13 protein-coding genes are annotated in these 14250 nt (G+C 57.7%); 6 read left to right on the top strand and 7 right to left on the bottom strand.

The genetic code is table 11. The features are described 5' to 3' along the window. Positions 1–79 precede the first annotated feature (79 nt). The gene (mscK, locus tag L1249_RS07385) at positions 80–3415 is read left to right on the top strand and encodes a mechanosensitive channel MscK (RefSeq protein ID WP_228168695.1); all 3336 of its coding nucleotides are present in this window, start codon (positions 80–82) and stop codon (positions 3413–3415) included. 3 nt (positions 3416–3418) lie between these two features. Here mscK and L1249_RS07380 read toward each other — a convergent pair whose 3' ends face one another. Then, a complete protein-coding gene (locus tag L1249_RS07380; RefSeq protein ID WP_058577626.1) occupies positions 3419–4171 on the bottom strand; it encodes a TlyA family RNA methyltransferase in 753 nt (250 codons plus the stop codon). 590 nt (positions 4172–4761) lie between these two features. On the opposite strand from L1249_RS07380, the gene L1249_RS07370 reads away from it, so the two are divergent. The 3 genes from L1249_RS07370 (at position 4762) to L1249_RS07360 (ending at position 6481) form a co-directional block, all read left to right on the top strand. Then, the gene (locus L1249_RS07370) at positions 4762–5091 is read left to right on the top strand and encodes a DUF1820 family protein (protein ID WP_009100748.1); all 330 of its coding nucleotides are present in this window, start codon (positions 4762–4764) and stop codon (positions 5089–5091) included. A gap of 85 nt (positions 5092–5176) precedes the next feature. Next, entirely contained in the window at positions 5177–5812 is a 636-nt protein-coding gene (locus L1249_RS07365; protein ID WP_054644975.1) for a TIGR04211 family SH3 domain-containing protein, read from the top strand. 36 nt (positions 5813–5848) lie between these two features. Then, positions 5849–6481 (top strand): thiopurine S-methyltransferase, encoded by a 633-nt coding sequence (locus L1249_RS07360; RefSeq protein WP_172515644.1) that lies wholly within the window; start codon positions 5849–5851, stop codon positions 6479–6481. A gap of 9 nt (positions 6482–6490) precedes the next feature. On the opposite strand, the gene L1249_RS07355 is transcribed toward L1249_RS07360, so the two are convergent. The 5 genes from L1249_RS07355 to cysP all read right to left on the bottom strand — a co-directional run bounded on the left by L1249_RS07355 (position 6491) and on the right by cysP (position 11047). Then, entirely contained in the window at positions 6491–7084 is a 594-nt protein-coding gene (locus tag L1249_RS07355) for a YajG family lipoprotein (protein WP_044628202.1), read from the bottom strand. A gap of 116 nt (positions 7085–7200) precedes the next feature. After that, positions 7201–8322, bottom strand: coding sequence for a sulfate/molybdate ABC transporter ATP-binding protein (locus L1249_RS07350; protein ID WP_172515645.1), 1122 nt, complete (start codon positions 8320–8322; stop codon positions 7201–7203). Beyond that, a complete protein-coding gene (gene cysW, locus L1249_RS07345) occupies positions 8319–9146 on the bottom strand; it encodes a sulfate ABC transporter permease subunit CysW (RefSeq protein WP_062374278.1) in 828 nt (275 codons plus the stop codon). Before cysW ends, L1249_RS07350 begins: the two co-directional genes overlap by 4 nt. Further along, positions 9146–10000: a sulfate ABC transporter permease subunit CysT gene (gene cysT, locus L1249_RS07340; RefSeq protein ID WP_062374276.1), complete on the bottom strand. Its 855-nt coding sequence runs from the start codon at positions 9998–10000 to the stop codon at positions 9146–9148. The genes cysW and cysT overlap by 1 nt, the downstream gene beginning before the upstream one ends. Before the next feature lie 9 nt (positions 10001–10009). Beyond that, entirely contained in the window at positions 10010–11047 is a 1038-nt protein-coding gene (gene cysP, locus L1249_RS07335; protein ID WP_328284126.1) for a thiosulfate ABC transporter substrate-binding protein CysP, read from the bottom strand. A 218-nt stretch (positions 11048–11265) separates the two neighbouring features. Here cysP and rpe point away from each other — a divergent pair, with 218 nt between their 5' ends. After that, entirely contained in the window at positions 11266–11964 is a 699-nt protein-coding gene (gene rpe, locus L1249_RS07330) for a ribulose-phosphate 3-epimerase (protein ID WP_054640885.1), read from the top strand. Positions 11965–12147: 183 nt separating this feature from the next. Here the strand turns inward: rpe and L1249_RS07325 are convergent, their stop codons facing one another. After that, entirely contained in the window at positions 12148–13446 is a 1299-nt protein-coding gene (locus L1249_RS07325; protein ID WP_062359145.1) for an NAD(P)/FAD-dependent oxidoreductase, read from the bottom strand. 134 nt (positions 13447–13580) lie between these two features. Between L1249_RS07325 and L1249_RS07320 the strand changes: the two genes are divergently transcribed. Continuing rightward, a complete protein-coding gene (locus L1249_RS07320; protein WP_044628195.1) occupies positions 13581–14249 on the top strand; it encodes a phosphoglycolate phosphatase in 669 nt (222 codons plus the stop codon). Position 14250 lies beyond the last annotated feature (1 nt).

The raw sequence follows: 14250 nt of genomic DNA, 5'->3' as shown, positions 1-14250 counted from the left end.
TGCGTCGAGCTGTCTTACCTATGACAATGGCCATCTCGCCCGGCATCGCGGGCCGATATGTCTATGAGGCATCCGTCACGTGGTTAGAAATGCCCTGAAAGCCGCCATCGGCTGCCTGTTTGTGGTAGTGCTGTTGGCGGAAACCGCCATCGCTCAAAGCACCTTGATCGAGGGCGTTCCTCCTCAAGCTGAGCTCTCCGAACGCTTGGCAGTCATTGAGTCTCTTGAAACTGAGCCTACCGCTGACCAGCAGCGTGACCAAGCGGCGTTGACCGCTGCATTGCAGGCATATGAGCGGCTCCAAGCGATTGAAGAGCGTCAGCAGGCACTCGAGCAGCGGGTCAGTCAGGCGCCTGAGCAGTTGCTACGCCTGGAGCGTGAGCTCAACGCTGCGCAAGAGGAGAGTCTGCAGCTGTCGGTCGATAACCTTAGCGATATGCCTTTAGAGGCTTTGGAAGCCGAACTGGCGGATGCCGTGATCGAACTGCAGCAGCTCCAGAGCCAAATGGCCGAGGTAAATTCCCAACTCCTTGCGGCGCAAACGCTGCCCGAGCGGGCGCAACAGGCCATTTCCGAGGCGCTGCAGCGGGCTGAAACACTGCGTCGTGAGCACGATACCCGAGCCGCGCTGCTCGCCGACCGCCAGCTTTCGGCCCGTGAGGATGCCCAGCTCATTCAGTGGCGCTTAGAGCGAGCGGTGGCCGAGCAAGAGGTCACCCTGAACCAGCGGGAGTTGAGCGCTAACAGTCGCCTGCGCGAGCTGGCTCAGCAGCGTCGTGACCTGATTGCCTTGCAAATCGACCAGCAAGAGCAGCAGCTCAACCTGCTCCAGGGCGTGATCGACCGCCAGCGCCGTCTTCAGTCTGAACAGGCCATTGCCGATGCCGCCAAGAACGATCCGTTGATCGCCGAGGGGCACCCTGTCGTGCTGAATGCACAGCAGATCAACCAAACGCTTAGCTTGGAGCTATTGCGGGCGACGGACCGTGCCAATGGCATCGTGCGCGAGAACATCGAGGCGCAGCGCCAGTTGGAACATGTTCGCCAGCTCCAGCGCAGCCTCAACGAGCAGATGGAGGCAATTCGCGGCAGCCAACTGTTGTCGCGTATTCTTCGCGAACAGCGTCAATCGCTACCCGTTGTGGTGCCGCGCCGGGATTTGCAAGATGAAATCGCCGATCTGCGTTTGAAGCAGTTCGATCTCATTCGCCAGCGCGATCAACTCCGGCAGGGCGAGCGACTGGCAACTCAGCGCCTGGAAGAGGCTGGCGTCGATATCACGCCAGGGCTGGTGGATTCTCTGACCCGCTTGTATCAATCCCGACGCGAGCTGGTCGAGCAGCTCGAACAAGCATACGGCAACCTATTGAGCTCGGCTATCGAGCTACAGCTCAATCAGCAGCAGCTGCTCAGCACGACACAAGATTTACGCACTACTATCGATGAGCAGCTGTTTTGGGTGGCCAACAGTCGTCCTCTAGATGTGAACTGGCTGCGCCAACTGCCCCAGCATCTTCAGCAGGAGTGGCGGGAAGGGGAGTGGCGCGCGGTGTTGCCTACCCGTTGGAAAGGGCTCTCATGGGACATGTTGGTGGGCGCGCCACTGCTGCTATTGAGCGTGGTTTTAATCGCTTTGCGCGGGCATATCAAAGCGCGTTTGGCGCTGATTCATTCACAAATTGGCCGTTTGAAGAGCGATACCCAGCTGCATACCCCCAAGGCCGTTTTGCTCAATGCACTGCTGGCGGTACCAGGCCCGCTGGCGTTGGCTGGCACGGGCGTAGCCCTACGTACGGCGGAAGGTGGTCTGGCCCTTGGACTGGCACCGGCGCTGCTGCAGCTTGGTTTGAGCTGGTTTGTGGTAGCCCTTGGGCGGCGACTGCTGGTGCCCGACGGCGTCGCCGAGCGTCACTTTACCTGGTCACCGGCGTACAACGCGCGGCTGCGTCGCTTGTTGATTGGGCTGGGCATGGCGCTGGTACCGGTCGTGGCCATTGCGGCCATGTCTGAACAGATGGAGACCCCCTTGGCCCAGCGCCCTGTCGCTATGGCACTGTTCATGGGGGGGCTGCTTGCCATGGCGTGGTCGCTGACGCAGCTCATCCTGGCCCATGTCCCAATCTTTGGTGTGCGGCTTTTCAGGCTGATCTTGGGGCTCGCCATGGCCGCTGTTCCACTGGTGCTGATGGGGCTGGTTGCCTGGGGCTACGAGTACACGGCGCTCAGGCTGGTAGCGCGTTTTGCCATTACGCTCTATCTATTAGGGCTTTGGGTGGTAGTGGAGGCGACGGTGGTGCGTAGTTTGGCCGTTGCCGCCCGCCGCTTGGCCTACCGCCGAGCGCTGGCTAGACGGCGCGCCCAGGTGCAAGAGGGTGCCGAAGGCGGGCTCGAGGTAGTCGAAGAGCCGCCGCTGGATATGGAAAAGATCAACGCTCAGTCGCTGCGGCTCTCCAAGCTGATTCTGCTGGTTGGTTTCAGTGCGCTGCTCTATTTGGTGTGGTCGGATCTGCTCTCGGTATTGGGTTACTTGGACCAGGTATCGCTTTGGGACGCGGGCGAAGGCGATCTGGTCGATGATGCTCTCTCCATTTCGGATTTTTTTACGGCGCTGCTGGTAGTGGCTGTCACGTTCATCATGGCGAGGAACCTGCCAGGACTACTCGAAGTCATGGTGCTCTCTCGCTTGGCACTCAAGCAGGGCAGCGCTTATGCGATTAGCTCACTGCTCTCTTACACCATCGTAGGCACCGGGATCGTTATGTCGCTGGCGACTTTGGGGGTCTCTTGGGACAAGCTGCAGTGGCTGGTGGCGGCGCTGAGTGTGGGTTTGGGGTTTGGCTTGCAAGAGATCTTTGCCAACTTCATTTCGGGATTGATCATTCTGTTCGAGCGCCCCATTCGTATCGGCGACACCATTACGCTAGGGAACCTTCACGGCACGGTCAGCCGGATTCGCATTCGGGCGACCACGGTGACCGACTTCGACCGCAAAGAGATCATCATTCCCAACAAAACGTTCGTGACCGACCAACTGATCAACTGGTCGCTCTCCGATAACGTGACCCGCGTGGTGCTCACCTACGGCGTCTCCCACGGTTCGGATTTACCACTCGTGCATAGACTGTTACGTCAGGCTGCCGATGAGAACGCACGCGTATTGGATGACCCGGAGCCGCAGGTGTTCTGCTTGAGCTATGGGCCACACAGCCTGAATTTCGAACTGCGTATTTTTGTCAATGACCTACTGGACCGCTTATTTGCCGCCGATGAGGTGAACTGCCGAGTGGACGAGCTGTTCAAGGAGGCGGGAGTGAAGATCGCCTTTGAACAGCTCGATGTTTGGCTGCATCCTGAGCAAGGGGAGTCGGTGAAAGTGCAGTCCAAGCCGACCCTCCCGCCTGCTTCGTTGAGCTAACCGCTAGGGCTTGCTGGCGAGAAGAAGAAACTCCCGATTGCCGTCGCTGCCGGTAATCGGGCTCTCTTGCCAGTGGCTGATGACGAGGCCGCACTGCTCGCAGGCGGTGCGTATTTTTTGCTCCACCTCTGCGTAGCGACGAGGGTCGCGCACGACGCCGCGTTTATCCAGCGCACCGGGGTCTAGCTCAAACTGTGGTTTTACCAGCGAAAGCAGCTGCCCGCTAGGCGGCAGTAGGGCGGCAATCTCAGGCAGAATCAGCGTCTGGGATATAAACGATACATCCATCACCGCAAGATCAATCGGCCGTTCGGCAAGCGTGCTCAAAAGTGCCTCTGAGGTGCTCATATGACGGGCATTGAGGCCTTCCAGGCAGGTTACTCGTGGGTCGCTGCGTAAGTGGCTGGCAAGCTGGTCGTGGCCGACTTCCACGCCTACTACATGGCGTGCGCCAAATTGCAGCGCGCAGTCAGTAAACCCGCCTGTGGACTGGCCAATATCCAGCACGCCTTTATCCTCTAAGCGCATGGCTAACGCCTGTAGAACGCCTTCTAGCTTTAGCCCTGCGCGTGAGGCGTAGCGCTCTTCTGGGTCCTCCTCCACGCGGAGTGGGGCATTGGTCGGCCATTTTTCAGAGGGTTTGCTCAGCAAGGTGCCGTCGCTTAAAAAAACGCGCCCGTTTTTGATCAGCCGCTGGGCACGGGTACGAGAACTGGCCAGTCCTTGGCTGACCAGTAATTGATCGAGTCGTATCATCTTGGTCGTATCTGTAGTGTTTGGGAGGCCCCGTATTACTGGGGCCATTAGTCGGCCTGCAGCTCAGTAGGGGGAAGCGTGTGGCTCCCCAGCTACGGTGCAGAAAGCCCTTAACGCGCTCTAGTTCTTCATCGGTCACCGTGGCCAGCTCGCCTCTTTCTAGAGGGGCGTAGTGGTAGATATAGAGCCGCGAAGTGAACTGCTCAAATGGCAGAGAGGCTTCGCCAAAGCGCTCGCCGTTGCCGGACGTGCTAGCTCGTTGAGCTTGGCATCTTCAGGTGAAGAGACCTCTTGGTGGTTTGTCACATAGACTCCTTACCCTTGCCGTAGCGGGGATTATACATAGAAGTCGAGATCCTCTTGGCGTTTTAAAAGATCACGGATGGTATGCGCGTCCTCACCTTTAAAGTAGATCAAGCCCCAGTGGGTACCATACACAATAGGCGCTACCACCGGCTAATTAGTGGCCTGTGAGGCTGTCAAATAAGGAAAGCGCCGTTTTCGATGATGTCTGCTAAAGGGGCAACCCCGGAGTATGGTAGGCTAGGCGCGGTAACGTTACCTTCAAGTGGCAAGAGGATTAGGCCAAGATGGCGGCCAAGCCGATCTACCGTGTGGTGGTTCACCAGCAGGGTGAAATTTGGGATTTATACGTCAGAGAGATCTTTCAGAGCGAACTCTGGGGCTTTATTGAAGTCGAGGAGTTTGTCTTTGACGATGCGTCGCGAGTGGTGGTGGATCCAGGAGCGGAAAAACTGCAGCGAACCTTTGAGGGTGTGAAGCGTAGTTACCTGCCTCTTAACGCCATTGTGCGGATTGATGAGGTAGAGCGTGAAGGCCCCCTGAAGGCCGTGAAAAGTGATGCTCGCGTCGCAGAGTTTCCTCGTCCCTTCCCGTTACCGCCCCGCGGGGAAGGGTAAGCGCTTTAGACACGCGCAACGCTTTGAGCGATACGCGCGGTGGCTTCGTCGGCCATGCGCGTTTTTATGATCAGGACATGACGTCATGCAAGTAGATAAATTTCGCAGTAATTGTTATGCCGCCGCAGTTGGCGTGCTGCTAAGCATGAGCAGCCAAGCGGCATTCGCTCAATCCGATAACCAAGCCTGGGTCAGCGATGAGCTAAGTACCTACGTGCGCAGTGGGCCGACAGATGGTTATCGCATTGTGGGAACGCTCAATGCAGGCGAGCAGGTGGAAGTGCTGGAAACCAGCGGTGATTACACCCGGGTGCGCAGCAATAGCGGCGATACGGTGTGGGTTTTGAGCAATGAGCTTCAGCAAACGCCTAGTGCTCGTCAGCAATTGCCCGAGCTGCAGGCCCAGGTGGAAGAGCTGACCCAAGAGCTTGACGGTATCAACGATACCTGGGAGCAGCGGGTCTCTTCCATGACCGCCACGCTTGATGTTCGCGAGCAGCGCATCGCAGACCTGGAAGCGAGGAACCTTGAGCTGGATAACGAGGCAGAGCAGTCACGCCAACAGGTGCGAGCGCTGCAGGCACGTCTGGACACTCAAGAGGAAGACTTGCTGATGCGCTACTTTATGTACGGTGGCGGTGTGGCGGGCGCTGGCCTGCTGGTGGGGCTGATTGTGCCGCACTTGCCGCGCCGTCGTAAAAAGCGTGACCGCTGGTTCTAAACAGTTAGGTTTTTAGGATAGTAAGAGGGCATGTCCATGGAGAATTCCTGGCGGCAGCGTTGGCAAGAGGGACGGATAGGCTTTCACCTGGAGGAGACCCACCCGGCACTGTTGAAGTATTGGCCAACGCTAGGCGTGCCCTCTGGAGCCAAGGTGTTGGTGCCGCTATGTGGGAAGAGCTTAGATATGCGCTGGCTCGCGGACCAAGGGCACCCGGTGTTGGGCATAGAGCTTGCCCCGGAGGCTATCGAGCAATTTTTGGCCCAGCGTAGTGGCGGTATCTCTCGTTATACTCAGGCAGGCTTTGAGGTGTGCCGTCAGGGTAACATCGAGCTCTGGTGCGGTGACTTCTTTCACCTGCATATTCAGCAGGCGGCTGAAGTGGAGGCTTTTTACGATCGTGCATCGCTGATTGCGCTGCCACCGGCTACCCGCGAACGCTACGCTTTCCACTTGGCTCAGTTGGTGCCACCGGGAGCGAAAGGACTGCTGGTGGGGTTAACCCACGCCGATGGCGATGCCGGACCGCCATTTAGCGTGCCGGATGAGGAAATTGAGCGCCTGATGGCGCCCAATTTCCGTATCGAGCGACTCGCTCAGCTGCCCGCCGATGCCCGTGGCCGAAGTGAAAGCATCTGGGCGCTTGAGCGGCGCGGGCCACGGGTTTAATTATCCCCCTTAACGGGCGAGAAGCCGACCCAGCTCTGGGTCGCTGAATGCCCGGTTTAGGCCATCGCTAAGCAAGTCGTTCAACATCCGCGTATTGGCATCTTCACCCGGTTTAAGCGCATAACCTTGGGTGCGACGTGACGTATATGTTCCGGTATACGTCGTGCCCTGGTTCTGCGCGATGGCCCGGAAAACCCCTTCAATACGCGCTTCATCAATTAGCGGCTGCCCGCTGTCGCCACGACCATAGTGCAAGCTGGCAAGTTCCAGAGTCAGGCTGGGACGGCCTTGGGCGGCTTCGCGGGTAGGGGTAAACCCCATATCGCGTGCGGCACGCTCCGCTTCGGCCTGTAGGCGCGGAATCAATTCATGGCTGCTTACTATAATCTGCGCCGTCGACATGTTGCCGCCCGTGCGCGTACCAATGACTTCACTCGGCCGGGCGTCGACGGCCACCACGGTCACTTGCTGACCCGAGCCGGTTTGCGGCACGTTAGCGCTACGGGTGGGGTTTAGCTGTAGGTATTGAGGACTTGCACAGCCTGCCAGCAATAGGGTGGTTAACAACGCACCAGACGCGCGTAAAAAGTGACGCCGACGCATAAAACTCTCCGCAATCATTGTGGTTAAACGATAAACATACCTGTCGCAACAAGGTATTAAAAAGCAAAGCGTTAAGAAACAAGGCATTGCAATAATTGCGGCAGTATAGCGTTGTGCTAGCCTGCCGCGCTAGCAGTCCCTAAGCCACTCGTGCCTGCTTGCTGCTCAGGTGTTTTAGCGTCTTCTTTAAAGCGATGCCACTGGCGCGGATGAGCAAACAAGCGCTGCCCCCGGCGCATGTGCAGGCGCTCGAAATCGGCGTGGCGAACGGTGGCTAGCCACGGTTTTGCCAGCCAGTCGGCCTCTAGCTCCACACGCACTTCGGCACCGACCGGGGAGATAGCGGTAATCGTCACCGGCAGGTGGCTTTCAGCGCTGGGTTCTTCCGCCAGACGCACCTCATGGGGGCGCAGCTGCAGCTCTTCATCGCCATCGGGTAAGTCCACGTTCAGGTGGGCATCGCCGCAGGTCAGTACGCCATTGCGAACGCGCCCTTCAAGGTGGTTCACATCACCCAAGAACTCGAACACGAAGCGGTTCTTCGGTGCGCGGTAGAGCGTATCCGGCGTGTCGATCTGCTCGATACGGCCGTTACTCATCACCACCACACGGTCAGAAAGCTCCAGCGCTTCTTCCTGGTCGTGGGTGACGAACACACTGGTAAAGTTCAGTTCGTCGTGCAGGCGGCGCAGCCAGCGGCGAAGGTCTTGGCGAACCTTGGCATCCAAGGCGCCAAACGGCTCGTCTAGCAACAGGACGTCAGGCTCTACAGCAAGTGCGCGAGCCAGCGATACGCGCTGCTGTTGCCCACCCGAGAGCTGGGCAGGCAAGCGGTTGGCTAAGTGCTGTAGCTGCACCATCTCAAGGAGCCTGAAGACCCGCGCCCGAATTTCACCGTTGGAGGGGCGGCGCTTTTTCGGCATCACCGTAAGGCCAAACGCCACGTTGTCATAAACGCTCATATGACGAAACAGGGCGTAGTGCTGAAAAACAAAGCCGATGCGGCGGTCACGCACATGCACATTGGTCACGTCACGGTCGCCAAATAGAATTTTACCCGGCTGCGGCGAGCTATCGGCGTTCTCTAGGCCAGCAATGATACGCAGCAGGGTAGTTTTGCCCGAACCGGAAGGACCTAGCAAGCCCACCAATTCACCTTCGTGAATGTCCAGGTTGATGGGTTCAAGTGCCTGGGTGTTGGCAAAGTGCTTGGCAATATTCTGTAAGCGAATACTCATGTGTATGCCTCCCGGCGCGATGCGCGCCATTCAAGGCCTGCCTTGGCCGCAAGAGTTAACAGGGCAATCAGGGCCAGCAGGGCGGCGCTCGCAAACGCACCCACGGCGTTGTAATCCTGATAGAGCTGCTCAAGGTGCAGCGGTAGCGTATTGGTTTGCCCACGAATGGCCCCTGAGACAACCGAGACCGCGCCAAATTCACCCACCGCGCGGGCGTTGGTAAGGATGATGCCGTAGAGCAGTGCCCAGCGAATGTTGGGCAGCGTGACCCGCCAAAACGTTGTCCAGCCAGAAGCGCCCAGCGTTACGGCGGCTTCTTCTTCCCGTGAGCCTTGGGCCTGCATAAGCGGGATTAATTCACGCGCCACAAACGGGCAGGTGACGAAGATGGTGACCATCAAAATGCCCGGCCAGGCAAACATCAGCTGAATATCGTGGCTATCTAACCATCCGCCAATCCAGCCGTTGCGGCCATACAGCAGTAGATAAATTAAGCCAGCGACGACAGGGGAGACGGCAAACGGAATATCAATCAGCGTTTGCAGAATGCGCCGCCCTGGGAAGCTAAAGCGCGTCACCAGCCATGCCAGCGCAACGCCAAACACCAAGCAGATGGGGATGGTCATTAACGCGATGACCAGCGTGAGACCAATGGCGTGTAGAGTGAACGTATTGCTCACGTTCGCCCAAAACACCGCCACACCTTGGGAGAACGCCTGAGCAAAAATAGCCACCAGCGGCAGCAGCAGAAATAGCGCAGACAGCAGTAGGGCTGCGCCAATTAATAAGCGCCGCACTAAAGGCGCATCACCAATCCGGCGCATTATCCTTTACCCCCATGCAGGCGACGCACAAAGCGGCCCTGCCAGATATTGATGGCGAGCAGCAGCGCCAACGAAACAAACAGCACCACCGAGGCAATGGCAGACGCCCCGGCGTAGTCATACTCCTGTAGTTTGACGAAGATCATTAGCGCGGTAATTTCGGTTTCGTAAGGCATATTGCCTGCGATAAAAATAATCGCCCCGAACTCACCTAATGAGCGTACGAAGGCAAGCCCGGTGCCGGTGACGAGCGCGGGCCATAGATGCGGCATAATCACACGGCGAAACGCCACGCCGTCGGTAGCCCCCAGGGACATCGCGGCTTCGTCCACCTCGGCAGGCAAATCTTCCAGCACCGGCTGCACCGTGCGCACCACGAAGGGAATACTGGTGAAGGCCATCGCCAGGGCAATCCCTACCCAGGTATACGCGATCTGAAGCCCCATCGGCTCGATGATACTGCCTACCCAGCCATTACCCGCATAGAGCGTGGCCAGGGTGATGCCAGCCACGGCAGTAGGCAGGGCGAAGGGGAGGTCCATCAAGGCATCGAGCAGGCGCTTGCCAGGAAACTCATAGCGCACCAGTACCCAGGCCAGTAGCAGGCCAAACACCGCATTCACCAGCGCCGCTACGGCTGCCGCGCCGATGGTGACCATATAGCTGGCGACGACGCGGCCTTCGGTGATGATGGCAAAGTACTCGGCCAGGCTTAGTTCAGAAAGCTGGCCAAATAGTCCGGTAATGGGGAGTAGCAGTACCAGCGAAATAAATAGCACGCTGATACCCATAGATAGGCCAAAACCCGGCAGCACGCGCGTGCTGCCGGATCGCCAAAATGCTAATTGGCTCATGGGGTTCCGTTAACGACGTTGCAGTTGATCAAGCAGAGCACCGCCTTCGAAGTGGTTCTCCATCGCTTCTTCCCAGCTGCCGAACACGGTTTCGACTTCAAATAGCTCGGTGTCGGGGAACTGGTCGGCAAACTCTTCTACCACAGTGTCGTTATGGACACGGTAGTTAAAGCCTGCCAGCTGACGCTGGGCGTCTTCGGTATAGAGGTACTCTAAGTAGCTTTGGGCTAAGTCGCTGTTGCCGTTACGTTCGGCGTTTTCACCCACCACCGCGACCGGGAATTCCGCCAGAATGCTCACCGGCGGGACGATTACTTCGTAGTCATCGCTGCCGTATTCGCTGCGGATGTTGTTCACTTCAGACTCAAAGCTGATCAGTACGTCGCCAATGCCGCGCTCGATAAAGCTGGTTGTGGCACCGCGACCGCCGGTGTCGAACACCGCTACGTTGCGCAGGAAGGTGCGCATGAAGTCTTGGATCTTCTCTTCATCGCCGTCGAATTCATTCTCGGCGAAGCCCCAGGCAGCCAGGTACGTGTAGCGGCCGTTACCGGAGGTTTTCGGGTTCGGGAAGACCATTTGTACGTCTTCTTTAACGAGGTCATCCCAGCTTTCGATGCCTTTCGGGTTGCCTTTGCGCACCAGGAAAGCGGTGGTGGAGTAGTAGGGCGAAGCGTTGTTCTCAAACGCATCCTGCCAATCCTCAGCCACCAAGCCTGCATCGGCTAGTGCTTGAACGTCGGTGACTTGGTTAAACGTCACTACGTCCGCACGTAGGCCCTGCATAATGGCGCGCGCCTGGGCAGAGGAGCCACCGTGGGACTGGCTGATAGCGATCTCTTCGCCATGCTCCTCTTCCCACCACGCCTGGAACTCCGGGTTAATCGCGGCGAACAGCTCGCGGGCGATGTCATAGGAGGAGTTCAGCAGCTCGCGCTCCTGAGCAACGGCGGCGCTGGAGAAGGTCATGCCAGAAACGACGGTGCCAACGGCAACGGCCAGTAGGCTACGGCGAAGGCCGGTGCGGAAAGAGGAGGGTAGCGTCATTATAGACTCCTTGATTCTGGGGGCGATTTAGTCGCGATGACGCTAAGGTTAAACCTAGGATTGTGGAATTACAATCGTGTTTTATATTCTATTTGGAAATATCTGTTTAAGGATATGCATTGACGGCAAGCGTGCTGCATGGCCGTCACGTGTAATAGGGCTTCGTGTGTGGCTCTGGTAAGATGGCCCCTTTATTTTTATTACCTGAGGACCCCTTCATGAGCGCTGCACAGGATTTTTTGATTGCCCCTTCGATACTCTCCGCTAACTTTGCGCGGCTGGGCGAGGAGGTTGATAACGTGCTGGCGGCCGGCGCCGATGTGGTTCATTTCGACGTTATGGACAACCATTACGTGCCGAACCTGACTATTGGGCCGATGGTATGTAAGGCGCTGCGCGACCATGGCGTGACGGCACCCATTGATGTGCATCTGATGGTGAAGCCGGTGGATCGCATGATTAGCGATTTTATTGAGGCGGGTGCCAGCTACATCACTTTCCACCCCGAAGCCTCTGAGCATATTGATCGTTCGCTGCAGCTGATTCGTGATGGTGGTTGTAAAGCGGGGCTGGTGTTTAACCCGGCCACGCCGCTTTCGTATCTTGATTACGTGATGGATAAGGTTGATATGGTGCTGCTGATGAGCGTCAACCCCGGCTTTGGCGGCCAGTCGTTTATCCCCGGCACGCTGAACAAGCTGCGTGAGGCACGTGCGCGTATCGACGCTTCGGGCTTGCCCATTCGCTTGGAGATTGATGGTGGCGTCAAAGTCGACAATATCGCGGATATCGCCGCCGCCGGTGCCGATACCTTTGTAGCGGGTTCAGCGATCTTTAACGCCCACCAGGCAAGCGACCCCCACGGCTACGACAGCGTGATTCAGCAGATGCGCGCGGAGCTGGCCAAGGTTCGCTGATAGTTATCGGGTTTACCTACCCGTTATGCTGAGTAAGCCTGAGTGGGAGGCCGCTTTAGCGGGCGAATGGCGCCGCTAGGCGCCTTAGCAGAGCCCCCGTCGCGAGCTGAAGCTCCCTCCCATGACCGCTAACTATGCTTAACTGAATGGTATTAGGGTAGATCTCCCGCCCTTTGCATGTCTTTAGTGAAGTTTCATGCGTGGTTTGAGGTAGCGGTTTAATTTATCCACCAACCATGCAAGCCCGGTTTTTGGCGCACCGTGAATAGAGAGTTGATGCATGCGGTAGAGCGATGCATAGGCTTGGCGCGCCAGCCAGCCCTCCAGAAAAAGCCCGCGAGAGGCGGAGCTGCGCATGAGGTTACCTACCGCGTCGTAACGGGCCAGGGATACAAGCGAGCCGTGATCGCGATAGTGAAATTCGCGCAGCGGCTTCTTCTCCAGGCAATGCTCCAGGTTTTTAGCCAATAGCTTGGCCTGCTGATGGGCGGCCTGAGCGCGAGGCGGCACCGTTGCATTATCGCCTTGGGGGCAGCAAGCGCAGTCGCCCATTGCAAAAATATGCGGGTCGTCTACGCTCTGCAGTGTCTGCTTGACGTTGATCTGGTTGCGCTTGTTGGTGCTTAAGCCCAGCTCAGTAAGAAACGGCGGCGCTTTAATGCCAGCGGCCCATACGTTGAGATCGGTTTCGATCACCTCACCGTCGCCTGTGACCAGCTGATACTCCTGAGCTTCTTGAATTGCCGTGCCCACATGTACGGTGACCCCCATGCTCTCCAGCTCTTGCTGAACGGTTTGGCTGATGCGCTCAGATAAACCGGGGAGCAGGCGCGGTGCCGCTTCAATCAAATGCACGCTAATGGTTTGGTGATCAACAGCCGTGACGCCGTAGGCATTGAGCAGGCGCGAGGCGTCTAACAATTCCGCCGAAAGCTCCACCCCCGTTGCACCGCCGCCGACAATGCCAATGGTGAGCTGGGTGTTCTGACGCAGCTTGGGGTCGGTATAGCGCAGGAAGGTATTGATCATGTCCCGCTGGAAGGCTTTGGCCTGCTGGGGAGAGTCAATAAAGTGGCAGTGCTCTGCGACTCCCTTGGTACCAAAATCATTCGAGATACTGCCAAGTGACAGTACTAAATAGTCATAAGTGAGCTGGCGGGCGGGCAGTACCTCCACGCCATCTTCATCTTCAATAGGTGCCAGGTGAATGACCTTCTGTTCCCGATCAAGACCGTTGAGCGAGCCGCGCTGGTAGCGGTAGTAGTGGGCTGAGGAGTGCCCGCGATAATCCACTTCATCCATGCTGGAGTTTAGCACCCCGGTGGCTAGCTCATGCAGCAGCGGCTTCCATACGTGGGTGGCGTTGCGGTCAAGCAGGACAATCTCAGCGCGCTTTTTTTTACCTAGCGTGTGTCCAAGACGGGTGGCTAGGGCTAGCCCGCCCGCGCCGCCGCCCACAATCACAATTCGGGGAATGGCCATTACTCTCTCCTTGTCAAATATAGCCACAGCATAGAACTTTATGCGGTGTATGACGAAGAACTAAGTAGGTAAGATGATCAAATTAATCGACACTGTTGCCAACTAGCAGCCTAAGCACATAAGTGAGGCCACGCGTGCATACCATTTTGCAAGGAAAGCGGTTAATCGCCTTTGATTTAGACGGCACGTTAATCGACTCAGTGCCCGATTTGGCCGTTGGCGTGCAGCGGGCGCTGCAAGAAGTTGGGCTGGCGCAGCCGAGTGAAGATCAGGTGCGCGATTGGGTGGGCAACGGCGCACAGGTACTGGTAGAGCGAGCGCTGTCCTGGGCACTCAACGCCGCACCGGAGGCAGCGTTGCAACAAAACGCCTACGAAGCGTTTATGCGCCATTACGGGGCCGCGCCCAATGCATTAACCAAACTCTACCCGGACGCGTCTGAAGCGCTTCATGCGCTGCATGAGGCGGGTTTTGTGCTGGCCTTGATTACCAATAAACCCGAGCGGTTCATTGCGCCTATTTTAAGCCACTTTGGTGTGCTGGCGCTGTTCACGTCTACCGTGGGCGGCGACTCGCTAGCCGAGAAAAAACCCAGCCCGTTGCCGCTTCTGCATGTTGCCCATACGCTGGATATTGCCCCCTCGGCGAGCGTGATGGTGGGGGACTCTCGCCATGATATCGCGGCGGGTAAGGCGGCGGGCTTTACGACGGTGGCACTGCCATATGGCTATAACCACGGCGACCCCATCGAGCAGAGCCACCCGGATCTGATAGTGGCATCGCTTCGCGAGCTGGTTAGCTAGC

Origin of the sequence: Halomonas sp. Cn5-12, from assembly GCF_021532545.1 — a bacterium.
GTDB classification, from domain to species: domain Bacteria; phylum Pseudomonadota; class Gammaproteobacteria; order Pseudomonadales; family Halomonadaceae; genus Vreelandella; species Vreelandella aquamarina.
The sequence above is the reverse complement of the archived record's forward strand: the minus strand, read 5'-3'. Positions and strand labels throughout refer to the sequence as shown.